Here is a 20313-nt window from a genome sequence, read left to right on the forward strand (position 1 = left end):
ATTCCGAACTGAAGGCCGGTTCAGTGAACCGTCGGCACGCTGGTCGCGGCGGGCTTGGCGACCGGAACCTCGATCTCGGTCCCGTCCGACACCGGCGTCACCGGCACCGAGACCGAAGGCCCGGCGTTGGGGAAGTTGTTCTCGTCGCGGTTCGGCGCGACGCCCTTCTCCAGCAGGTCCTTGATCTCCTCGCCCGACAGGGTCTCGTATTCCAACAGGGCCTGCGACAGCTTCTCGTGGTGATCGGCCTTGGTCGTCAGGATGTGACGCGCCTCGTCCCAGCCCGAGGCGACCAGACGGCGGACCTCCTCGTCGATGGTGCGGGCCGTCTCTTCCGAGACGTTCTGGCTGCGCGCGACCGAATGGCCCAGGAAGACCTCTTCCTGGTTCTCGCCATAGGCCACCGTGCCCAGCTTCTCGGAGAAGCCCCAGCGCGTGACCATGGCGCGGGCCAGCTTGGTCGCCTGTTCGATGTCCGACGACGCGCCCGAGGTGATGTTCTCCTTGCCGAAGATCAGCTCCTCGGCCACGCGCCCGCCCGCCATGATGGCGATCCGGTCGATCATCTGCTGATACTTCATCGAATAGCGGTCGCCTTCCGGCAACTGCATCACCATGCCGAGCGCCCGGCCGCGCGGGACGATGGTCGCCTTGTGCACCGGGTCGGCCGCCTTGACGTTCATGGCCACGATGGCGTGACCGGCCTCGTGATAGGCGGTCAGGCGCTTTTCTTCCTCGTTCATGGCCATGGAGCGACGCTCCGAGCCCATCAGCACCTTGTCCTTGGCGTCCTCGAAGTCGCGGTGCGTGACCATGCGACGGTCCTTGCGCGCCGCCGTCAGGGCCGCTTCGTTGACCAGATTGGCCAGATCGGCGCCCGAGAAACCGGGCGTGCCGCGCGCGATGGTCTTGACGTTCACATCGGCGGCCAGGGGCACATCCTTCATGTGGACGCGCAAGATGCGTTCACGGCCCGAGACGTCGGGGTTCGGCACCACCACCTGGCGGTCGAACCGGCCGGGACGCAGGAGGGCCGGGTCCAGCACGTCGGGACGGTTGGTCGCCGCGATCAGGATGATGTTCTCGGACGCCTCGAAACCGTCCATCTCGACCAGCAGCTGGTTCAGCGTCTGTTCGCGCTCGTCATTGCCGCCGCCCAAGCCGGCGCCGCGATGGCGACCGACGGCGTCGATCTCGTCGATGAAGATGATGCAGGGCGCATTCTTCTTGGCCTGTTCGAACATGTCGCGCACGCGGCTGGCGCCGACGCCGACGAACATCTCGACGAAGTCCGAACCCGAGATCGAGAAGAAGGGCACGCCCGCCTCGCCCGCGACCGCGCGCGCCAGCAGCGTCTTGCCGGTGCCGGGAGGGCCGACCAGCAGGGCGCCCTTGGGAATCTTGCCGCCCAGACGCTGGAACTTGCCCGGATCCTTCAGGAAGTCGACGACCTCCTGCAGTTCGTCCTTGGCCTCGTCCACGCCCGCGACGTCCTCGAAGGTCTTGCGGCCCTTGTGTTCGGTCAGCAGCTTGGCCTTGGACTTGCCAAAGCCCATGGCCCCGCGCGCCCCGCCCTGCATTTGGCGCATGAAGAAGATCCACACCCCGATCAGCAGCGCGATGGGCAGGATGCCCAAGAGCAGGCTCATCCAGATCGATTGGCCGCCCGACTTGGCGTCGATCTCGACCCCCGCCTGCAGCATGGAGGTCATCAGCTGTTCGTTCGGATAGACAGTGGTGGAGGTGAAGCGCTGGCCGTTCTTCAGCTCGCCGTTCACCTTGTCGACCCGCACCGTCACCTTCTTGACGTCGCCGGCGTTCACCCGCTGCACCAGTTCGGAATAGCTCATGATTTCGGGCCGTCCGGCCGCCGGCTGACCGGCCATGCCGTTCATCGCGCCGCCTTGGGACAGGGCCGCATAGCCCGCCAGCAGCGCCAGAATGATCACGCCGGTGATCGCCAGATTACGCAGGTTCATTGAGGTCCTCGGTCGTCCGCCGCCCCGCTCGGGTCGACGGTCTGGATGTGTCTGTCTGGGAAAATAGGAGGTTCCATGGCGTTACGCCATCGCGGGGCTGAAATCAGGTCGTCTTCATGCGTCGTTTCGTCCAGCGTCAGCCTGAGCCGTTCCGCGACAAGCCCGCGCCGTTCGACCCCCGCCCCTGCAAGAGCCGGGCCCGGCGCCCCGTCCTTAACGAGCACGGGCCAGGCCGCCCGCGCCTGCGGCGACAGCGGGGCCAGCGCCGCCCGGTCCGCGTCCGACAGCTGCGACAATCGCCCGCGCCCCGCCACGACCGACCAGCCCGCATCGGCGGCGACGAAGGCGAACCGCCCGTCCCACACCGCCTCCACGCCCGGCGTCAGCCGCAAGGGTCCGGCGCCCTTTCGCGCCATCTCGCCGGCCTCGCGCACCAGGGTCACGGTTTCGCCCGCCGCTGTGATCCGCGCCCCGCACAGGGTGGCGGTGAAATCCTCGCCGGCCCGCAACCGCCGGACCAGGGCGGCCAGCCGCTCGCCCCTCGGCGGCGTCGCCCCGCCCCCGACGCAGACCAGGGCCGCCGCCAGGGTGCGCGCGGCGACGTCGCGCGACGCCTCGACCACCGCCTCCCCGACCGTCGTCAGCCCTTCCGCGCCCGAAGCCGCGCCCGCCGCCAAGACCGGCCGCCGCTCTGCGTCCTCGCCGGCCAAGACCTGTCGCGCCCGGCTGCGGCCATAGCGCAGATCGGCGTTGGCGGGGTCCTCGATCCAGTCCGCCCCTTGCCCCCTCAGCCAGTCGCGCAAAGGTTCGCGCCCCTCGTCCAGCAGGGGCCGCAGCAGCATCAGCCCCCGCCCCTCGGGCCAGACGGGCGACGGCGACCATTCGCGCACCCGCCCCAGCGTCGCCCCTTCGCGGCGCATCAGATCGGCCTCGGCGATGTCGTCGGCCGTGTGGGCGAACAGCACGACCCGCGCGCCCGCCGCCCGCGCCGCCTCGGCGATCAGCCGATGGCGCGCCGTCCGCGCCGCCGCCGTCAGTCCCGTCGCGGGCTTATCGCCCTCCCAGCGCAGGCCGCGCCAATCGGCCCCGACCGCTCGCGCCGCCTGTTCCGCAAAGGCGTTCCAGCGCCCGCTGTCGGGGTTCAGCCCGTGGTCCACGCTGAGCGCCAGCAGACGCCGCCCGCGCGCCCCGGCCCATTCGGCCGCCAGCCGCAGCAGGGCGATGGAATCCCCCCCGCCCGACAGGGCCAGGGCCAGGGGCCGTTCGACGTCCCGGCTCAGCCGCGCCTCCAGCCGTGTCAGGACGCGGGCGGCCAGCCCCCCGGCGACGCCCCCCTCGCCGTCGTCGTCGGACGTCAGGCGGCGCACGCGCCCGTGGTCCGCAGCTGGGCCGCGCGGGCCTTCTGCGGATCGGAGGCGGAGGGCGCATAGCGGCGGGTGAACTCGGCCAGGGCGGCGCAGCCTTGCGGCTTCCTCTGGGTCGAAAACAGCGCGTCGGCCAGTTTCAGCGTCGTATCCGCCGCCCAGCCGATGCGCGGCCAGTCCTTCAGCGCGGCGGCGTAATAGGGCACCGCCCCCGCCTTGTCGTTGGCCGCGATCCGCAGGTCGCCCAGGCGCGAGTTCGCCTCACGCGATTGCGGCGTGTCGGGCCAGGCCGCGATCACCGTCTCCAGCGCCCGCTCGCCGCGCGGCTTGTCGGTCGACAACAGGGCCACCGCCGCCGCCAGATCGCGCGTCGCGTCCCCGGTGGGCGAGGTCGCCTCGATCGGCGCGTTCAGCTCGGCCTGGGTCTCCAGCTTCTGGATGCGGGCCTCGGCGTCTCTCAACCGGGTCTGCAGGGCCTGATTGTCCCGCGTGGCCTCGTCCAGCTGGAAGGTCAGCCGCTCGTTGTCGCCGTTGATGCGGCGCACCGTGGCCTCCAGGTCGCCGAGGCGCCGATCCATCAGGGCGAACTGCCCCTGCAGCGTCACCACCTCCGGGTCCGGCTCGACCAGCACCGGCTGGCCGGCGGCGTTCCTCTGGGTCAGCGCCCGCTCCAGCCGGCGCACGTTGCGATCCAGCTGGTCCAGGCGGCGATTGTCCCATTCGGTCCGCTCCATGATGTTGGGCTGGGCCTGCTGGGCGAGGGCGGCGCCGCCGATCAGCAGCACGCCGACAGCAGCGGCGACGATGGCGTGGACGTGAGAGATCGAGAGCTTTGTCATCCGTCTAGCTTTCACCGATTTAGGGCCGCCGCAAGGCCGTCGGCCCCGCTCAATGTCCCAGGCCCAGATAGATGATCGCCGTGACGAACAGGCCGATCACGATGTTGCAGAACACCAACAGCGCCGTCGTCCGCCACAGGGCCGAAAACACTCCCAGCGAATAGGCGCCCTTCATCTGGGCGAACATATGCACCGGCACCGCCAGCAGCCCCACCGGAATGACGATACCGCCCAGCCATCCGGCCAGACTGGCCGACACCACCATCAGCATCAGCAGCATGGCCATGAAGGTCAGCGAATACAGGACGAACACCCCGTGGTCGTACAGGGTGAACCCGCGCTTCCACAGGAACAGCAGCGCCACGAACGGGATCGACAGCGGCACCAGCAGGAAGGCGAATTTGTACAGCGTCTGCTGCAGCTTGTAGAGGGCCAAGTCCGGGTTCTGCAGCTTCTTGGCGATGGTGGCGCCCAGGCCATGCCCCTCGGCCTTGACCGCCTGGCCCATCACGGTCGCCTTGGCGTGCGGCTGTCCGTCTTCCGCATCGCCGGTCGCCATGTCCTTCAGACTGGCCTGCCAGCTGCCGGGCTTAAGCCCGTCGGCCCGGCCGTCGCGCATTTCCGCCTCCAGCTTCACCAGCTGCTCGCGGCGCTGATCCACGATCATCTGCGCGGCCTGGATGGCCTGGGGCTGGGCGTTGTCGGCGCGCAGTTCGTTGACGGTCTGCTGGGCCGCCTCCACCACGGTCCGCTGTTCGGCGATCTCGGCCGGCTGGACCGACGCCTCCTCCTTGTGCGGCGCGAAGCTCAGGGCGAAGAACATCACGAACAGGGTGAACAGGAAGATGGCCAGCGGCGAGACATAGCGGGTCCGCCGTCCCTCGACCCATTCCCGCGTCAGCTTGCCGGGGTTCAGCCACAGCAGCGGCAGGGTGCGCCAGACGCGGGCGTCGAAATGCATCACTCCGTGCAGCAGTTCTTCGCCCAGGTGCAGCAGGGTGCGGTGGACATGGGTCGGCTGGCCGCAGTTGGCGCAGAAGTTGCCGCTGGTCGGGGCGCCGCAGTCCGAACAGACGCCGTGGGCGTGGTCCTCGCCCGCCTTGCCGGTCGGCTTTTCGATCGCGCCCGCGATCAGACCGCCCGTGACGACGCCGCCCGCCCCTTCGATATCCATATGGTCATCCCCCAACGCCAGGACGGTGTTCTTGCCGCCCGCCCATCGTCAGGACAAGCGCCGAAACGAAAAGAGGCGCCGGCTTCAAGCCGACGCCTCCCTTCAGATCAGTCGTCTTTCGCCGATTAGCGCGGTGCGCCCGACACGATGGCGGTGTGGGCGTTGCGGTTGCGGGCGAAGGCGTCCTCGTTGGAGCCTTCCGCGATCGGCCGCTCCTTGCCGAAGCTGATGGTGTCGATCCGGCCCGCCGGAATGCCCCGGTTGATCAGATAGGTCCGCACCGATTCCGCGCGGCGGGCGCCCAGGGCCAGGTTGTATTCGCGCGTGCCGCGTTCGTCGGCGTTGCCTTCGATGCGGACCGTCACGGACGGATAGCGTTGCAGCCACTGGGCCTGGGCGTCCAGGCGCGGCATGGCTTCGGGGCGGACCTCATAGCTGTCCAGGTCGAAATAGATGCGGTCGCCGACATTGACGACGAAGTCCTGCTCGGACCCCGGCTGGGCCGAGCCCAGGCCGCCGCCCGTCACCGGGCCGGTCGGGGCGGTCGGATAGGCCGGGCCGGTCGGCGCGGTCGAGGTTCCGTCGTTCGGGCCGGGCACGCCAGTCTCGACCGGAGGCTTGCGGGTGCAGGCGGCCATCGCCGCCACGGCGCAGCCGACCATCGCCAGTTTGAGGATGCGTGAAGTCTTCATGGGGTCGTCTCCTGACGTGTCGTTTCTTGCAAGGGGGCGGGCCTCAAGCTTGACGTTACTGTCTGCCTCGGGCGCCCCTCGGACGCCAGAGGCGATAACGCAGTGTTGAGCCTTATGGCTCCGCCGTGATCGAGGACGGGCCTTCAGGCCGGGCAGCTGTCGGCGCCCTGGCCATAACCCAGATTGGTCGGCGGCCGGTCCAGCAGCGGCGACCAGGCCGGGTCGGTGCCGCGTCCGTTATAGCCCGCCTGCGACACCACGCGCCCCGACAGGTCCACGGTCCACAGACGGGTGTCGCCGCCCGGCGTCTGGCGCGCGAACATGACGTATCGGCCGTTGGGGGCCCAGTTCGGCCCCTCCTCGAAATAGCTGGAGGACAGGATGCGTTCGCCCGAGCCGTCGGCGTTCATCACCCCGGTCGAGAACCGGCCGCCGCCCTGTTTGGTGAAGGCGATCAGATTGCCGGTCGGGCTCCAGGACGGGGCCGTATAGATGCCGCCGCCGCGCGAGATCGGCCGCTGGCCCGATCCGTCCGCGCGCATCACATAAAGCCGCGCCGACCCGGAACGGTCGGAGGTGAAGACGATCTGGCTGCCGTCCGGGCTGAACGACGGCGAGGTGTCGATGCCGGGGTCGTTGGTCAGGCGCGTGATCTGACGGCTTCTCAGGTCCATCACATAGACGTCGGTGTTGCCGCCCCGGATGATGGAGAAGGCGATCTTGTTGCCGTCGTTGGAGAAGCGCGGCGCCAGCACCTGCCCATCGAACTCGCCCAGGCTCTCGCGCCGGCCGGTCGTCAGATTATAGAGGTAGATGCGGCTGTAATCCTTGCCCAGCGCGACATAGGTGATCTCGTCCGGCTGCGACAGCGAGAAGCGCGGCGACATGATCACCTCGTCCCCTTGCGTCAGATAGGTCGGGTTGAACCCATCCTGGTCGGCGATGGTCAGGCGGTTGATCCGGTTCAGCGCCGACCCTTCCTCGGACACGAAGATCACGCGCGAATCGAAGAAGCCCGCCTCGCCCGTCATCCGCTGATAGATGACGTCGGAAATCTTGTGCGCGATCCGGCGCCACTGTTCCTGCGTCGCGGTGAACTGATAGCTGACCAGTTGGCACTGGCGGTACGGATCATACAGGCGGAAGCCTACGTCCATCCGCCCGTCGCCGCGCATCGTCACCCCGCCATACAGCACCGCCTGCGCCCCGATCTGGGTCCACTGGGGGAAGTTGGGCGCATTGGCCAGGGTCAGGCCCGTTTCGATGAAGCTGGCCGGGTTCAGCGGCTCGAAGAAGCCCGACCGCCGCAGGTTCGCGCTGACCACGCTGGAGATGTCCGACCCATGCGTCCCCGCAAACGGCACGACCGCGATCTGAAGGGGCCGCAGCACGCCCTGGTCGATCTCGACCTCGACCGGCTGGTTCTGACGCGCCGGCGTGGCCTGCGAGGTCTGGGCCGCCGTCGTCAACGGCGCCGCCATCGCGACCGCCGCCACGGAGGCCAGAAGAAGGTTCAGACGCATCGAGTGCTCCCACAAGTCTCAAAGGATCGCCGCCCCTTATCGCCGGGCCGTTCGACTTTCGCCAGCTTGACGGCGAATGGGGCGACTTTCGGGACGGGCCCATCACATTGATGCGTGATGCGTGATGCAGTATATTCGGGCCATGCGCACCACTCTCGCCATCGACGACGACGTGCTGAACGCCGCAAGAGCGATCGCGGTCCATCAGGATCGAACGGTCGGCGAGGTCGTGTCCGAACTGGCGCGACAGACGCTGCAGAAGCGTCCCACAACTGTTCGGTTTCGCGACGGCGTTCCTCTCTTGCCGGATCGACCCGGACCGATGGTCACATTGGAGGACGTCAACGCCCTGCGCGACGAGGCGCCTTGACCTATCTGCTGGACGTCAATGTGCTGATCGCCCTGGTCGATCCGCGTCATGTGTTCCATGAGACAGCCAATGTCTGGTTCCAGCGTGAAGCCGTATCCTCTTGGGCGACGTGTCCGATAACGGAAAATGGCCTGGTCCGAATCGTCGGCAACAGCCGCTATCGCAACCCGGTCGGAACGCCTTTCGAAATCATTGGCACGCTGAAGCTCCTGCGCGCCATGTCAGGCCATGTGTTCTGGCCGGACACCCTCAGCTTGGCCGACGCCAGCGTGTTTGACGGCTCGGCCATCACGGCGCCCGAGCAGGTCACGGATAGCTATCTGCTCGGTTTGGCCGTTTCGAACGGCGGGCGCCTGGCGACGTTCGATCGCCGCCTCTCGCCCCATGCCGTCATCGGGGGACGCGACGCGCTCCACCTCATAGGACCGCCTCACGCCTAACGATTCCGACACGCCCGTTCGGTGTTGAATGTCGGGCGATAGACGCCGCCGGAAAAGCCCTGGGGCACGTCGAACGGAGCAGTCTGGCGCAAGGCGCGCAGGGCCCCGTCTGCGGCGGCGCGATAGACGTTCGAGGACTGGGCGTTGATCAGGCTGGGTCCGCTGGTGATGCGCCCGTCCGCCGACAGCGTCAGTTCGACCTGGATCCTCAGCTGGTCCGCCCCCGGGATGTCGCAGGGCAGGATCCAGTTCGGATAGACCTGGTTGAAGATGGCCGTAATCTGCGGCCCGGTGGCCTGCGACGCCGCGCCCGCCCCCTGCTGACCCGTCGCCGGGCGGCCGCGATTGTTGGTCGGGCGCGTCGGTCCGGCCAGGGCGTCCAGGTCTAGGCTGGGTTCGGTGCGCTGCGGGGCCGGCCGGGCGGGCGCCGGATTGCTGGGTCGCGGCGTCGGCTGGGCCTTGGTCGGCGGCGAGGGCGTGGGCGCGGGCGGCGTTGGCCGGGGCTGCGGTCGAGGCGGCGTGGGGGTCGGACGCGGGGTCGGCGCAGGCGTCGGCGTGGGGCGGGGCGTGGGCGCTGGTGTCGGGCGCTGCGGCGTTGGCGTCGGGCGTGGCTGGGGCTGGGGCTGCGGTTGCGGACGCGGTTGGGGCGGCGTCGGCTCGGGCGTCGGCGGAACCGGATCGGGCTGCTGCACCGGCGCGGTCGCGGCGTCGTCGGGCGAGGGTTCGGGCTGGGGATTGTCGGCCGGCGCGGCCTGGACCACCTCCTGCGACACGATGGTCACGGGCACCGAGGCGACCAGCGGCTTTTCCTCCTCGGTCTGGTGCGAAAACGTCACGAAGGCGAGCGCGATCACCCCGGCGTGCAGGGCGAGGGATCCGAGGATGGCCGGGCTCGGACGACGCAAGGGCTCAGGCCTCCGGCGCCGTGTCGGTGATCAGGTTCAGCTTGGTGAAGCCGGACGCGCTCAACCGCGCCATCACCCGCGCCACGGCCTGATAGGGCGCGCGCCCGTCGGCCCGCACGAACACCGGCCGCTCGGCCGCCTTGTCCGCGCCGCCCGCCTCGGTCTGCAGCCGCGCCGACAGCTGGTCGAACGCCGTCTCGCTGTCGCCCACGAAGATGGCGCCCTGCTGGTCGATGCTGACCGACAGGGGTTCGGACTTGGTCTCGACCGCGCTGGCCTCGGTCTTGGGCAGCTCGACCGGCACCCCCACCGTCAGCAGGGGCGCCGAGATCATGAAGATGATCAGCAGCACCAGCATCACGTCCACCAGGGGCGTGACGTTGATCTCGGTCAGGGGGCCCTTTCGCCCCCTGCGCCCGCGACGCCCGCCGCCGCTCGAACCACCACCGCCAAGCGCCATGGATCAGCCGCCCCGCTTCAGGCTGAGATCGGCGGCGGGCGGGGGCGGCGGCGGCGGGGCTGAGGGGCCGCCCAGCCGGCGCGCGACCGCGGCCTGCAGGTCGTCGGCGAACGCCTCCAGCCGGCCGGTGAACTTGCCCGCGTCGATGGAGAATTTGTTGTAGGCGATATAGGCCGGGATGGCCGCCGCCAGGCCGATGGCCGTGGCGAACAGGGCCTCGGCGATGGCCGGCGCCACCGTCGTCAGATTGGTGTTGCCCGCCGCCGCGATCCGCCCGAACGCATTCATGATGCCCCACACTGTGCCGAACAGGCCGATGAAGGGCGAGGCCGTGGCCACCACCGACAGCACGCCCAGCCCGTTCTCGATCCGCTGGCTCTCGCGCGCGATCAGGCTGTTCATCGCCTTGTCGATCCGCACCATCAGAAGGTCGCCCTGGTGCTCGTTCAGCGCCCCGCGCTGACGCGCCTCGCGCCAGTCCGACAGGGCGATGGCCAGCATGCGCGGCAGGGCGTGGTCCGGCTCCGGCCCGGCCTGGGCCGACACCTCCTCCAGCGACCGGCCCGACTGCACCGCCTTTTCGAAGTCGTCGGCCTGTCGGTTCAAGGCGGTGAACCGCACCGCCTTGTCGATGATGATGGTCCACGACCAGATCGAGGCCGCCGCCAGGCCGATCATGACCGTCTTCACCACCCAGTCGGCGGTCATGAACAGCTCGACGGGGTTCATCATCGAGGCGTCGACGGGCATGGTCATTCAGGCGCTCCGGGCGGATTCGGGATCGGTCACCTCGTCTTCGACCCAGCCGACGTGACCATTGTGTGGCGTCCGGCCCGTTTAACGACGACCCGACCGCGCGTCATCTGACAGGCGCGTCATAAGGGTTAACAGCAAGTTATCGCGACGTCAGCGAAAGGTCGAAACGACGATGAGCGCGGTATGAGTTTCCGGTTGCGGCGATAGACCCGGTTCCATGTATGACACGCGCGACGGTATCGACGTAGGGGCCTGAGCGCCTGCGGAATCTCGAGGCCCCTTTTGAAGTAGTTAGGAAGACAGATGGCTCGTTTCCAAGACAAGCGCGTCCTGATCACCGGCGGAACCAGCGGTATGGGATTGGCCGGGGCCGGACGTATCGTCCGCGAGGGTGGTTCGGTCATCGTAACCGGCATGACCCCGGCGCGCCTCGACGCGGCACGAACAGCGCTCGGCGAGAAGGGGGAGGTTCTCGCCAACGACGCAGCCGATCCTGCTGCGGCCGCCGTACTGGCGGAAGCGGCCGAGACGGCGGGGGGACTGGACGGGCTGTGGTTGAACGCAGCCTACGCCGCGCTTGGCGCGCCTGAAGACATCGACCCCCCGGCGTTCGATCGCATGATGGCCGCGAATGTGCGTGGCCCCGCCTTGCAGATCGCCGCGCTATCGCCCCACCTGAAAGCTGGTGCTTCCGTCGTCGTAACCGCCTCCTCGTCAGTGTACGAAGGTGCGGCGGCAACCGGCCTTTACGCTGCGACCAAGGGCGCGCTGATCGCCATGACGCGATCTTGGGCTTCGGCGCTGGCGCCTCGCGGTATTCGCGTCAATGTGGTTGTGCCGGGTCCGATCGACACCAATTTCCGTCACTTCCTGCCGGAAGAGGCTAAGCGCGGCTTCGAGGATTTTGTCGTCAGCCAAGTACCTCTCGGCCGAGCAGGCAGGCCCGAAGAGGCGGCGGCCGTTGCGCTTTTCCTGCTGTCGGACGACGCTTCCTACGTAACGGGCAGCCAGTATGCGGTGGATGGCGGCCTGATCATGCAATAGCGCGCTTCTTCCCCCGTTATTCCGACGCCGCCCGCCGCGTCGGATCGACCGCGACCGACACCGGGGCGCCGACGCTGATGATGACGCCCTCGTGGCCTTCCTTGGCGATGGAATAGGTGGCGGCGTCCTTCAGCAGCTGCTCCTCGCATTGGCGGTCGCCGGGGCGGCCCAGTTCGGCGCAGCCGCGCCTGGCCGCATCGGTCCAGCCCAGCACCCGGCGCGTCGCCGCCTCGGCCCGCTTGATCGCCGCCTCGTCTTCCGCCGCCGCCTGGGCGATCAAGGCCTGGCGCGCGCCCTGCTGATACTGCAGCTCGGCCTGACCCGCCATCTTGCGCTCCCAGACCTTGTAATAGGGACATCCCACCAGCCCGCCCCCGACCAGCAGCAACGCCAGCAGAACCGACACCACGACCGCGCTGGCCGACATATTGTAGTTTTCGCTCGCCATGATCTTCCCCCTCGTTTCGCGGTGATTTTAGAGCACTTCACGGCCAGTATGCACCCAACTTCTCCGCTCATCCCGGCGAAAGCCGGGACCCAGATCTTTCGCAGAGAGGGTGCGTCGGATGACCACCGACTTTTGATCTCGTGCAACCTTCGCCCAAAGCACTGGGTCCCGGCTTTCGCCGGGATGAGCGGGATACGAGGGTGCTACCCCGCCCCTGCCAGCCACGGCGTCACCTTTTCGACCAGCCCCTTCGACGGTCGGCGCGGACGGCCGTCCAGATGGATGCAGACCGCCGTCACCTCGGCCCGGCACAGCACCTCGCCGGCCCGCTCCACGCTCTGGCGGATGATCAGCCGCACGCCCTTCACCTGCTCATAGACGGTGCGGACCACCAGGGCGTCGTCGATGCGCGCCGGCTTCAGATATCTGATATTTAACTCAGCGACCACAAAGGCCAGCGGCTCGGCCTCCTCCAGCAGATCGGCGTGGCCCACCCCGATGGCGCGCAGGAAATCGGACCGCCCCCGCTCGAAATACCGCACATAGTTGGCGTGATAGACCAGGCCCGTGAAATCGGTGTCCTCGTAATAGACGCGCACCGGCAGCAGGTGGTCGCGCCCCTCGAATCGGCCGGCGGTGGGAAGGTCGATGCTCATGGCCGCAATCTAGCGCAACCGACGCCTCAGCGCGCCCCCGCCGGCGCGCCGGTGAAGCCGGGGCAATAGCGCAGCCGCATCTCGCGGAACTCGGTCGGCAGGGGGTCGTCGCTGAACAGGATCCGGTTGGGAATAGAGACGAAGGCCGTCGCCGGCCCGCCCGGCCGGCGCCCCATATAGCCGCACACCGCCCGTCTCTGCCCTGGCTCGGAATAGCGCAACTCGGCCCCGCGCCCCGCCTGCACCCGGATCTGGCGCATCACCCGCTCGTCCGCCGGTTCGGGCGCCGGGGCGCCGCTGGGCCGCGTCGCCAGCCACACCCCGCCCGCGCACAGCGCCAGCATCCCCGCCGCCGCGATCAGGGCCGTCGTCCGTCGCTGCTGGGAGAACCGCCCGCGCATCGCCCTATCCCGCCGAGGCGGCCTCGATGAAGTCCAGCGGCGTGTCCGCCGCCGGCAGGCAGCTGCGGTCCACCGGCGCGGACGGATCGCGCAGGAAGTCGCGCGCCATCTTTCGCGTGCAGGGGCTGGCGTTGATGACGCCGTGGGTGGCGTTGGTCACGATCACCACCTGGCTGCGGGAATAGCCCTTGGCCGCCGCCTCGGTCAGCGGCGGGGGACAGCCGGGATCGATCTCGGCGGCGACGAACAGGGTCGGGATATCGGTCCTGACCGGCTGGTTCTCGATGGGCGCGGCCGGGGTCTCGCCCACGGCGTCGCACACGTCGAACAGGCGCGACAGCGACGGGACCAGCACCTCGGCCACCGGGTCGCCCGCCGCGCCCGCCGCCAGCCGCGCCTTGGATTCGAACGGCAGCTCCTCCTTGCACAGATGGGCCATGTGCTGGCCCTCGGTGTAATAGGTGCGGTTCTGCGCGATCTCGGCCACCGGCGTCAGATTGCCGGCGATGATCCCCTCCAGGTCGGCCGGCAGCCGCCGCACCCCCGTCGCGCTATAGGTCGTGTCCATCAGAAAGGCCGACAGGTCGTCGACGGTGAAGGCGCGCCCGTCCTTGCCCGTGACCGGCCCGGCCAGCCATTTTCGCGCCTCGGCCTCGAACCGCGCCTGCAGGTTCGGATGCCGCGCCGCGCAGGCCGCCTGCGCCTGGCATTTGGCCAGGATCAGCCGCACCGCCGCCGACACCTGCTCGGGCGTGCCGACGGCCCAATTGCCCTCGGGCGGCCAGGGGCTGTCCATCACCGCCGCCCGCACGATCCGGGGATGATGGGTGATCACCGCGGCCTCGATGCGCGGCCCGTAGGAGCCGCCCCACAGGTCGATCCTGTCGTAACCCAGCACCTGGACCAGATCGCGCACGTCGTCGGCGATGACGGCGGCGTTATACCGGTTCAGGTCGATCCCCTTGGCCTGATAGGCTTTCAGACAGGCGATCAGACCGTCGCGGTCGGCGTCCGACGGCGGCCCCGCATCGGTCAGTTGCACTCCAGGACAGTCCATAGACGGATCGCCCCGCCCGCCCCCGCGCTGGTCGAACAGGACCACGTCCTGATCCACCGCCATCAGGTCCGGCCGCCGCGACAGCGCGCGCAGCATATTGCCGACGCCGGGCGTCAGCGCCCCGCCCGGCCCGCCGTGGAACATGAACACCGGCGGCAGCGTCCGGCCCGAGGCGTCCGTGAACGGCTGGCTGGCCTTCAGCACCACAACCGCCACCTCGATGCGCCGGTCGCTGCCCGTCCCGCGCGCCTCGTCCACCGTCAGGATACCGCACGTCGTCTTGCGCACGTCGGTCGGCCAGTCGGCCGGACAGGGCTTTTCGGTGAAGACGGGCGCCGCCGCGCGGGCCGGCGTCGCCGCCGCCAGGCCGACCCACAATCCAAGGCTCAAAACCAATGCCGCGACTGGACGAAAGATCATGGGGCGCTCCGATGCCGCGCCAGCAAACGCCGATCCGCCCCGGCTTGGCAACGCCTATTCGAACAGGTCGCCCGGCACAGGACCGGCGGGGGGCGACTGCGGCGCGCTCAGCCCCAGATGGGCGTAGGCCTTGGCGCAGGCGACCCGGCCGCGCGGGGTGCGCATGATGAAACCCTGTTGCAGCAGATAGGGTTCGATCACGTCCTCGACCGCGTCGCGCGCCTCGGCGATGGCGGCGGCCAGCGTGTCCATCCCCACCGGCCCCCCGCCATAGTTTTCGATCAGCGCCTTCAGAAACCGGCGGTCCAGACTGTCCAGGCCGGATTCGTCCACCTCCAGCCGCGCCAGCGCCCGCGCCGAGGCGGCCTGGGTGATGACCGCGCTGCCCTCCGCGTCGGCGAAATCGCGCACCCGGCGCAGCAGACGCCCGGCGATGCGCGGCGTGCCCCGCGCCCGGCGCGCGATCTCCAGCGCCCCGCCCTCGTCGATGCCCGCGCCCATCTTGCGCGCCGTGCCCCGCACCACGGCGGTCAACTCCTCGGGGGTGTAGAACTCCAGCCGCAGCGGAATGCCGAACCGATCCCGCAGCGGCGTCGCCAACAGGCCCGCCCGCGTCGTGGCGCCGACCAGAGTGAACGGCGCCAGATCGATCCGCACCGACCGCGCCGACGGCCCTTCGCCGATGATCAGGTCCAGCACATGGTCCTCCATGGCCGGATACAGGATCTCCTCGACCTGGGGGCTCAGCCGGTGGATCTCGTCGATGAACAGGACGTCGCGCGGCTCCAGATTGGTTAGGATCGCCGCCAGATCGCCCGCCTTGGCCAGGATCGGCCCGGAGGTGGCCCGGAACCCCACCCCCAGTTCGCGCGCCACGATCTGCGCCAGCGTCGTCTTGCCCAGGCCCGGAGGCCCGAACAGCAGCACATGGTCCAGCGCCTCGCCCCGCCCGCGCGCCGCGTCGATGAAGACCTTCAGATTGCCCTTGGCCTGCGACTGGCCGACGAACTCGGCCAGGGTCTGGGGCCGCAGGGCGCGGTCGTAGGCTTCGCCCGTTTCGGCCTCGGGGGAGAGGATGCGGGTCATGGCTGATCCGAGTGGCGAGTGGCGAGTGGCGAGTGGCGAGTGAGACGTGAGCGCGGAAGCCAGCGAGGTGCAGGGACGGCGACATCACAGCTCACCTCTTGCTCACCAGCACTCATCACCCCTCGCCACTCGCCACTCGCCACTCGCCACTCTCTTGCACTCACCGCCCCAACTCCTGCAGGGCCGCCCGGATCACGGCCGACAATTCCGCCTGGTCGCCCAGCCGGATCAGGGCCTGATCGACCGCCCGGCGCGCATTGACCTCCACCACGCCCAGGCTCAGCAGGGCCGACACCGCCTCGCCGGTGATCGACGGCGGGGGCGGCGCGATCTCGACATGCATCCCGGGCGCGTGCGGCGCAAAACCGACGTCGCCCAGCGGCTTGCCCTTCAACTCGGTCACGATCCGCAGCGCCAGTTTCGGCCCCACGCCGTTGGCCCGCGCCACCGCCGCCTTGTCCTCGCGCGCCACCGCCCCGGCCAGTTCGCCGGGCGGCAGCACGTCCAGCACCGCCAGCGCCGCCTTTGGCCCCACCCCCTGAATGGCCAGCAGGGTCGTGAACGCCCGCCGCTCGTCGCGTGTCAGAAAGCCATACAGGCGCGGCCCCGCATCCTCGCTCCATTGCGAATGGATATGCAGCGTCGCCTCGTCGCCAGGCGCCGGCAGCCGCCCCAGCGTGCGCGCCCCGCACGACGCCACATAGCCCACGCCGGCGCAGTCGATCAGGCAGTCCGCCTCCCCGACCTCGGCCAGAACCCCTCTCAGACGACCGATCACGCCGCCCCCCGATGCATCGCTTCCAACAGGCTCCGCTTCCTCAGCTGCGCATGGGTGATCGCCACCGCCAGCGCATCGGCCGCGTCCGCCTTGACCTCGCCCGCCGCCGGCAACAGCCGTTTGACCATGAAGGCGATCTGGCTCTTGTCGGCGTGGCCGGCGCCCACCACCGCCTTCTTGATCAGGTTCGGCGAATATTCCGCCACCGCCAGCCCCGCCTTGGCCGGGGCCAGCATCACCGCCGCCCGCGCATGACCCAGCTTCAGCGTCGAGGACGGGTTCACGTTTACGAACACCTCCTCCACCGCCGCCTCTTCGCAGCCGTGGGCGGCGCAGACCGCCGCCACATGGTCCAGCAGATGCACCAGGCGCTCGGCGAAGGGCGCGGCCTCGGGCGGCGTCACCACCCCGTGCGCGATCCACCGCAGCCGCGACCCCTCGGCCGCGATCACGCCCCAGCCGGTGCGCCTGAGACCGGGGTCCAGCCCGATGATTCTGATCGGTTCGTTCGCCATCCGTTCCCCTCATGCCGCAAAGAGGGTTATCGGGCAATGAACGGTTTCGGATCGACCCTCAGCGCTGCATCCGCAAGGGTCGCCGAGGCGGGGCGTCCTGCGCCGGCGGCTCCGTCGAAACGGGCTCGACCTCGACCGTCGCGACATCCGCCTCCGCCGTCACGGGTTCGGGCGCCGGCGTCGGCTCGTAGACCACCGGCGGCGGCTCCACCACCTGGTTTCTAGGCGTCGCCTCCTGCCGCCCGTTCGCCACGGCCGTCTGCACCCGCGTCACCAGCCAGGTCGTCACGGCGGCGGCGCACAGCAGGAAGACGATCGCCCCGCCCCAGGCGCCGGCTTTGACCCACGCCCAGCGTCGCCCCTCCACCGGGGGCCCCGCCGCGCCGGGCAGATCGGTCCTCGGATCGCGCCCCTGCTGCATCGTCCGTCGCTCCCGACCTCAGCCGTGTTTTTCGATATAGGTCTCGGGGTCCTTGTTGACCGGCTTGACGCCCGTGATGTGCTCGGCCTCGAAGGCGGCGAACTTGACCGCCAGGTCGTGGCGCGCCGCGATATCGGCGTTCATGCGGAAGTCGGTCAGCCCCTGCCGCTCCTCCTCGCCCATGTGTTTGGAGTTGACCACATTGGCCTCGCCCACCGCGTCGAACCAGGCCTTGGAGCCGACCTTGTGCTTCTCGACCGCCTTGACCGCATCGCGCAGCTTGTTGTGGTCCTCGATGGCGTCCTCGGTCTCGCCCTCGACCGTGCCGTCCTCGGCGTCGTTGGCGCCCTCGCCCTGTTTCAGCAGTTCGGGATAGAAGAACCGCTCCTCGGCCTCGGCGTGCACGTCCAGAAACGCCGACAGCCGGCCCCACACCTTGGTCAGGGCGTCCGTGTCCTTCGGATCGATCTGTTCGATGATCGAGAACAGCCGGCGCTGTTCGGCATGGTCGTCGAGGATCAGCTGGGTGATGTCCATGGGGCGCTCCGGGCGTAATGGTGAAGCCCCGATACGCCCCACGCCCGGCCCGGTTCCGTGCGAACGACTCGCTGCTTTCAGGCGAACGGTTCGCGCGCGCCGTGCCACACCCGGGCAATCTCGATGTGATCCGCCTTGACGCGATAGATGATCAGATATCCGGTCTTGGCGACGACGAACTGCCTCAGGTCGCCCCTCAAACGTCGCCCTGTTTCTGGAAAGACGCTCAGCCCATCGACGGCATCGATGATGCGGTTTTCAACTAGGGTCGCGGCATTGACGCTATCGCTCGCGATATACCGCCAGACCTCTTCAAGGTCCGTGCGAGCGGCGGGCGACCAGATGACCTTCAACTCTGGGTCCGCGCCGCCTGACGCGCGCGCAGCTCGGCGACGACCACCTCGTGCGGGATGCCCTCTCCGGCGTCCAGCGACCTCAGACCCTCATCCACAGCCGCCTCGAAAGCCGCCTCATCGTCTGCGGAGACGAAAGGCGCGGCCTCCTCTTCCACCGCCATGTCCAGCACCGCCATGGCGACGATCTCGTCGATCGGCGCCTGTCGGGCGTCCGCCAGGGCGTCCAGCTTGGCCTTGACGGCCTCATCCAGGGCGATGGTCACGTGCACGGTCATGGGCAAACCGTATCACAGCTCCCAGGGCGCATGAAATGCGCCGCCCGTCACCCTGCGTATTTGGCCGCGTCCTCGTCCGAGACGTCCTCGTTGGAATAGACGGCCGACACGTCGTCCTCGGCGTCCAGCGCGTCCAGCAGCTTGAACAGGGTCCCCACGGCCTCGCCGGTGACCGGCACGTCCGACTGCGGCTTCCAGACGATGGCGGTGGACTTGGGATCCCCCAGCACCTTGGACATGGCCTCGGCGACCTCGTTCAGGTCCTCGTAGGCGGTCCAGATCACGTGGCCCGGCGCGTCCTCATAGATGTCGGGCTTGACCAGGTCGCTCTCGACGTCGGCGGCCCCGGCCTCGATGGCGGCCTCCATCACCGCGTCCTCGCTGCCCGCCTCGGCCGGATAGGTGATCTTGCCCACCTTGTCCCACATGAAGGCGACCGAATTCATCTCGCCCAGCGCCCCGCCGTTCTTCTTGAAGGCCGTGCCGATGTTGGAGGCCGCGCGGTTGCGGTTGTCGGTCAACGCTTCGACGATGATGCCGACGCCGCCAGGACCCCGCCCTTCGTAGCGGACTTCCTCCATCGTATCGACGTCGCCGCCGGCGGCCTTGTTGATGGCCCGCTGGATCACGTCCTTGGGCAGGCTTTCGGCCTTGGCGTTGTTGACCGCCAGACGCAGGCGCGGGTTGGCCGCTGGATCGGGCAGACCCGACTTGGCCGCCACCGTGATGTCGCGCGACAGTTTGGAGAACAGCTTGGAACGCTGCGCATCGGCGCGCCCCTTGCGGTGCATGATGTTCTTGAATTTCGAGTGGCCGGCCATGGGATCGTCTTTTGCGCGTTCTGAAACCTTGAGCCGCGCCTCATAGAGCCTGATCCGCCGAAGTGGAAGCGCTGCGCGCTTCGACGAGACGGTGAATCAGGCTCCATGTTCAAACCGAGCCTTGATTCACGGCGACTGCGAAATCGCGAAGCGATTTCTCTTCGGCCGGTCAAGGCTCGGCCCATGGGCGGCATCCTGTCACGATGGCTCGCGGGGGTGGAACCTCCACCGTTTGCGCGTATTGATCCCGGCAAGAGAGACGGAGCGTAAAGTCATGACCGCCGACGACACCATCTACCAGGCCGAAGGCTATATGGACGACGACCTGCACGAGGCCGACATCGTCGAATGGTACGAGGCCCGCCCCGTCACCGTCTCCACGGCCGTCGCCGCCGGCGCCGTTATCACCGCCTTCACCCTGGGCGCCCTCACCGCCGTCGGCGCCCTGTTCCTCATCGGCCGCCTGGACGAGTAGGACCCAGAGTCCTAGACTCAGGACTGATAGTCAGAAGACGGTTGCGGCGAGGGCTATGGCGGATAGCAAGACGGTCGGGCAGCGATCATAGCGAGTGGCGACGCTTCGCCAGTCGTTCAAGCGGCCGAAAATGATCTCCATGCGGTTGCGTCGTTTGTAACGGCGCTTGTCGTAGCGGATGGGTTCGGTCCGGGTCTTGCGGCCTGGGATGCAGGTCGCGATCCCTTTGGCTTTCAAGGCGCCTGAACCAGTCTGCATCATAGCCTCCGTCGCCCAGCAGCCATTGGGCTCGGAGCAAGTTGTCCAGCAGAGGAGCGGCGCCGATGTAGTCGCTGACCTGGCCCGCCGTAATGAACAGGCTGATGGGCCTGCCGTTTGCATCGGTTACGGCGTGAAGCTTGGTGTTCATGCCGCCCTTGGTGCAAGCGTGTGGACGACATTCAGACGCTCGAAGAAGACAGGGCCGAAGCCTTGGAAAGCCCGTCGCGCGTCGCATCTTCTCGCAAGGGAATGACGGCAAG

The 20313-nt window shown here is 68.7% G+C and carries 25 protein-coding genes and 1 pseudogene; 4 read left to right on the plus strand and 22 right to left on the minus strand.

From position 1 onward, the window contains the following. Positions 1-20 precede the first annotated feature (20 nt). The 6 genes from ftsH to tolB all read right to left on the minus strand — a co-directional run bounded on the left by ftsH (position 21) and on the right by tolB (position 7571). On the minus strand, positions 21-1979 hold the full coding sequence (ftsH, locus tag B3Z70_RS01855) for an ATP-dependent zinc metalloprotease FtsH (RefSeq protein ID WP_292024440.1): 1959 nt from the start codon (positions 1977-1979) through the stop codon (positions 21-23). Further along, positions 1976-3346, minus strand: coding sequence for a tRNA lysidine(34) synthetase TilS (tilS, locus tag B3Z70_RS01860; protein ID WP_292044496.1), 1371 nt, complete (start codon positions 3344-3346; stop codon positions 1976-1978). Before tilS ends, ftsH begins: the two co-directional genes overlap by 4 nt. Continuing rightward, positions 3334-4182 (minus strand): tetratricopeptide repeat protein, encoded by an 849-nt coding sequence (locus tag B3Z70_RS01865; protein WP_292044497.1) that lies wholly within the window; start codon positions 4180-4182, stop codon positions 3334-3336. The genes tilS and B3Z70_RS01865 overlap by 13 nt, the downstream gene beginning before the upstream one ends. A 49-nt stretch (positions 4183-4231) precedes the next feature. Further along, positions 4232-5356 carry a DUF3667 domain-containing protein gene (locus tag B3Z70_RS01870; RefSeq protein WP_292024654.1) on the minus strand — a complete coding sequence of 375 codons (1125 nt, stop codon included), beginning with the start codon at positions 5354-5356 and terminating at the stop codon, positions 4232-4234. Between the two features lie 125 nt (positions 5357-5481). Further along, on the minus strand, positions 5482-6048 hold the full coding sequence (pal, locus tag B3Z70_RS01875; protein ID WP_248118410.1) for a peptidoglycan-associated lipoprotein Pal: 567 nt from the start codon (positions 6046-6048) through the stop codon (positions 5482-5484). Positions 6049-6191: 143 nt separating this feature from the next. Beyond that, positions 6192-7571, minus strand: coding sequence for a Tol-Pal system beta propeller repeat protein TolB (gene tolB / locus B3Z70_RS01880; protein WP_292024652.1), 1380 nt, complete (start codon positions 7569-7571; stop codon positions 6192-6194). 124 nt (positions 7572-7695) lie between these two features. Here tolB and B3Z70_RS01885 point away from each other — a divergent pair, with 124 nt between their 5' ends. Next, positions 7696-7941 (plus strand): CopG family transcriptional regulator, encoded by a 246-nt coding sequence (locus tag B3Z70_RS01885; RefSeq protein WP_292024657.1) that lies wholly within the window; start codon positions 7696-7698, stop codon positions 7939-7941. Then, positions 7938-8381, plus strand: coding sequence for a TA system VapC family ribonuclease toxin (locus B3Z70_RS01890; protein ID WP_292024649.1), 444 nt, complete (start codon positions 7938-7940; stop codon positions 8379-8381). Before B3Z70_RS01885 ends, B3Z70_RS01890 begins: the two co-directional genes overlap by 4 nt. Here the strand turns inward: B3Z70_RS01890 and B3Z70_RS01895 are convergent. Genes B3Z70_RS01895 through tolQ form a run of 3 tightly spaced genes read right to left on the minus strand, consistent with a single transcriptional unit; the run spans position 8378 to position 10502 of the window. Next, positions 8378-9286, minus strand: a complete 909-nt coding sequence (locus B3Z70_RS01895) for a cell envelope integrity protein TolA (protein WP_292044499.1) — start codon at positions 9284-9286, stop codon at positions 8378-8380. The two genes, B3Z70_RS01890 and B3Z70_RS01895, sit on opposite strands and share 4 nt — an antisense overlap. Before the next feature lie 4 nt (positions 9287-9290). Further along, entirely contained in the window at positions 9291-9746 is a 456-nt protein-coding gene (tolR, locus tag B3Z70_RS01900; protein WP_248118418.1) for a protein TolR, read from the minus strand. A 3-nt stretch (positions 9747-9749) separates the two neighbouring features. After that, positions 9750-10502, minus strand: coding sequence for a protein TolQ (gene tolQ, locus B3Z70_RS01905; protein ID WP_292044502.1), 753 nt, complete (start codon positions 10500-10502; stop codon positions 9750-9752). A gap of 303 nt (positions 10503-10805) precedes the next feature. On the opposite strand from tolQ, the gene B3Z70_RS01910 reads away from it, so the two are divergent. Next, complete coding sequence (locus B3Z70_RS01910; protein WP_292023732.1) at positions 10806-11546, plus strand: SDR family oxidoreductase; 741 nt, start codon at positions 10806-10808, stop codon at positions 11544-11546. Between the two features lie 16 nt (positions 11547-11562). Here the strand turns inward: B3Z70_RS01910 and B3Z70_RS01915 are convergent, their stop codons facing one another. The 12 genes from B3Z70_RS01915 to B3Z70_RS01970 form a co-directional block, all read right to left on the minus strand. Then, entirely contained in the window at positions 11563-11994 is a 432-nt protein-coding gene (locus B3Z70_RS01915) for a hypothetical protein (protein ID WP_292023734.1), read from the minus strand. 203 nt (positions 11995-12197) lie between these two features. Further along, positions 12198-12650, minus strand: a complete 453-nt coding sequence (gene ybgC / locus B3Z70_RS01920; RefSeq protein ID WP_292044504.1) for a tol-pal system-associated acyl-CoA thioesterase — start codon at positions 12648-12650, stop codon at positions 12198-12200. A gap of 26 nt (positions 12651-12676) precedes the next feature. Next, positions 12677-13051: a hypothetical protein gene (locus tag B3Z70_RS01925; RefSeq protein ID WP_292044506.1), complete on the minus strand. Its 375-nt coding sequence runs from the start codon at positions 13049-13051 to the stop codon at positions 12677-12679. 4 nt (positions 13052-13055) lie between these two features. Beyond that, the gene (locus B3Z70_RS01930; RefSeq protein ID WP_292044507.1) at positions 13056-14528 is read right to left on the minus strand and encodes an alpha/beta fold hydrolase; all 1473 of its coding nucleotides are present in this window, start codon (positions 14526-14528) and stop codon (positions 13056-13058) included. A 54-nt stretch (positions 14529-14582) separates the two neighbouring features. Further along, complete coding sequence (ruvB, locus tag B3Z70_RS01935) at positions 14583-15614, minus strand: Holliday junction branch migration DNA helicase RuvB (protein WP_292044508.1); 1032 nt, start codon at positions 15612-15614, stop codon at positions 14583-14585. Positions 15615-15774: 160 nt separating this feature from the next. Next, the gene (gene ruvA / locus B3Z70_RS01940; protein WP_292019622.1) at positions 15775-16392 is read right to left on the minus strand and encodes a Holliday junction branch migration protein RuvA; all 618 of its coding nucleotides are present in this window, start codon (positions 16390-16392) and stop codon (positions 15775-15777) included. Beyond that, positions 16389-16907 (minus strand): crossover junction endodeoxyribonuclease RuvC, encoded by a 519-nt coding sequence (gene ruvC, locus B3Z70_RS01945; protein WP_292019620.1) that lies wholly within the window; start codon positions 16905-16907, stop codon positions 16389-16391. Before ruvC ends, ruvA begins: the two co-directional genes overlap by 4 nt. A 58-nt stretch (positions 16908-16965) precedes the next feature. Continuing rightward, a complete protein-coding gene (locus B3Z70_RS01950) occupies positions 16966-17328 on the minus strand; it encodes a hypothetical protein (RefSeq protein WP_292019618.1) in 363 nt (120 codons plus the stop codon). A gap of 18 nt (positions 17329-17346) precedes the next feature. Continuing rightward, the gene (locus B3Z70_RS01955; RefSeq protein ID WP_292019616.1) at positions 17347-17865 is read right to left on the minus strand and encodes a hemerythrin domain-containing protein; all 519 of its coding nucleotides are present in this window, start codon (positions 17863-17865) and stop codon (positions 17347-17349) included. A 77-nt stretch (positions 17866-17942) separates the two neighbouring features. Then, positions 17943-18218, minus strand: a complete 276-nt coding sequence (locus tag B3Z70_RS01960) for a type II toxin-antitoxin system RelE/ParE family toxin (RefSeq protein WP_292019614.1) — start codon at positions 18216-18218, stop codon at positions 17943-17945. Continuing rightward, entirely contained in the window at positions 18215-18496 is a 282-nt protein-coding gene (locus tag B3Z70_RS01965; protein ID WP_292019612.1) for a hypothetical protein, read from the minus strand. The genes B3Z70_RS01960 and B3Z70_RS01965 overlap by 4 nt, the downstream gene beginning before the upstream one ends. A 47-nt stretch (positions 18497-18543) precedes the next feature. Continuing rightward, entirely contained in the window at positions 18544-19317 is a 774-nt protein-coding gene (locus tag B3Z70_RS01970; protein WP_087120598.1) for a YebC/PmpR family DNA-binding transcriptional regulator, read from the minus strand. A gap of 274 nt (positions 19318-19591) precedes the next feature. Between B3Z70_RS01970 and B3Z70_RS01975 the strand changes: the two genes are divergently transcribed. Continuing rightward, the gene (locus B3Z70_RS01975; RefSeq protein ID WP_292019610.1) at positions 19592-19792 is read left to right on the plus strand and encodes a hypothetical protein; all 201 of its coding nucleotides are present in this window, start codon (positions 19592-19594) and stop codon (positions 19790-19792) included. A gap of 30 nt (positions 19793-19822) precedes the next feature. Here the strand turns inward: B3Z70_RS01975 and B3Z70_RS01980 are convergent. Next, positions 19823-20213: pseudogene (locus tag B3Z70_RS01980) on the minus strand (IS5 family transposase); the annotation flags it as partial. Between the last annotated feature and the right edge of the window lie 100 nt (positions 20214-20313).

This window comes from Brevundimonas sp. UBA6550, assembly GCF_002434505.1.
Lineage (GTDB): Bacteria > Pseudomonadota > Alphaproteobacteria > Caulobacterales > Caulobacteraceae > Brevundimonas.

Excerpts from the sequence above, each read along its gene's own strand:
- tolQ (WP_292044502.1), bottom strand. The coding sequence starts at position 10,502 with ATGACCATGCCCGTCGACGCCTCGATGATGAACCCCGTCGAGCTGTTC.
- B3Z70_RS01910 (WP_292023732.1), top strand. The coding sequence starts at position 10,806 with ATGGCTCGTTTCCAAGACAAGCGCGTCCTGATCACCGGCGGAACCAGC.
- B3Z70_RS01915 (WP_292023734.1), bottom strand. The coding sequence starts at position 11,994 with ATGGCGAGCGAAAACTACAATATGTCGGCCAGCGCGGTCGTGGTGTCG.
- B3Z70_RS01965 (WP_292019612.1), bottom strand. The coding sequence starts at position 18,496 with ATGACCGTGCACGTGACCATCGCCCTGGATGAGGCCGTCAAGGCCAAG.
- ftsH (WP_292024440.1), bottom strand. The coding sequence starts at position 1,979 with ATGAACCTGCGTAATCTGGCGATCACCGGCGTGATCATTCTGGCGCTG.
- B3Z70_RS01950 (WP_292019618.1), bottom strand. The coding sequence starts at position 17,328 with ATGCAGCAGGGGCGCGATCCGAGGACCGATCTGCCCGGCGCGGCGGGG.
- ruvB (WP_292044508.1), bottom strand. The coding sequence starts at position 15,614 with ATGACCCGCATCCTCTCCCCCGAGGCCGAAACGGGCGAAGCCTACGAC.
- tolR (WP_248118418.1), bottom strand. The coding sequence starts at position 9,746 with ATGGCGCTTGGCGGTGGTGGTTCGAGCGGCGGCGGGCGTCGCGGGCGC.
- B3Z70_RS01885 (WP_292024657.1), top strand. The coding sequence starts at position 7,696 with ATGCAGTATATTCGGGCCATGCGCACCACTCTCGCCATCGACGACGAC.
- B3Z70_RS01925 (WP_292044506.1), bottom strand. The coding sequence starts at position 13,051 with ATGCGCGGGCGGTTCTCCCAGCAGCGACGGACGACGGCCCTGATCGCG.
- ybgC (WP_292044504.1), bottom strand. The coding sequence starts at position 12,650 with ATGAGCATCGACCTTCCCACCGCCGGCCGATTCGAGGGGCGCGACCAC.
- B3Z70_RS01975 (WP_292019610.1), top strand. The coding sequence starts at position 19,592 with ATGACCGCCGACGACACCATCTACCAGGCCGAAGGCTATATGGACGAC.
- pal (WP_248118410.1), bottom strand. The coding sequence starts at position 6,048 with ATGAAGACTTCACGCATCCTCAAACTGGCGATGGTCGGCTGCGCCGTG.
- B3Z70_RS01955 (WP_292019616.1), bottom strand. The coding sequence starts at position 17,865 with ATGGACATCACCCAGCTGATCCTCGACGACCATGCCGAACAGCGCCGG.
- B3Z70_RS01865 (WP_292044497.1), bottom strand. The coding sequence starts at position 4,182 with ATGACAAAGCTCTCGATCTCTCACGTCCACGCCATCGTCGCCGCTGCT.
- B3Z70_RS01930 (WP_292044507.1), bottom strand. The coding sequence starts at position 14,528 with ATGATCTTTCGTCCAGTCGCGGCATTGGTTTTGAGCCTTGGATTGTGG.
- B3Z70_RS01970 (WP_087120598.1), bottom strand. The coding sequence starts at position 19,317 with ATGGCCGGCCACTCGAAATTCAAGAACATCATGCACCGCAAGGGGCGC.
- ruvC (WP_292019620.1), bottom strand. The coding sequence starts at position 16,907 with ATGGCGAACGAACCGATCAGAATCATCGGGCTGGACCCCGGTCTCAGG.
- B3Z70_RS01870 (WP_292024654.1), bottom strand. The coding sequence starts at position 5,356 with ATGGATATCGAAGGGGCGGGCGGCGTCGTCACGGGCGGTCTGATCGCG.
- tolB (WP_292024652.1), bottom strand. The coding sequence starts at position 7,571 with ATGCGTCTGAACCTTCTTCTGGCCTCCGTGGCGGCGGTCGCGATGGCG.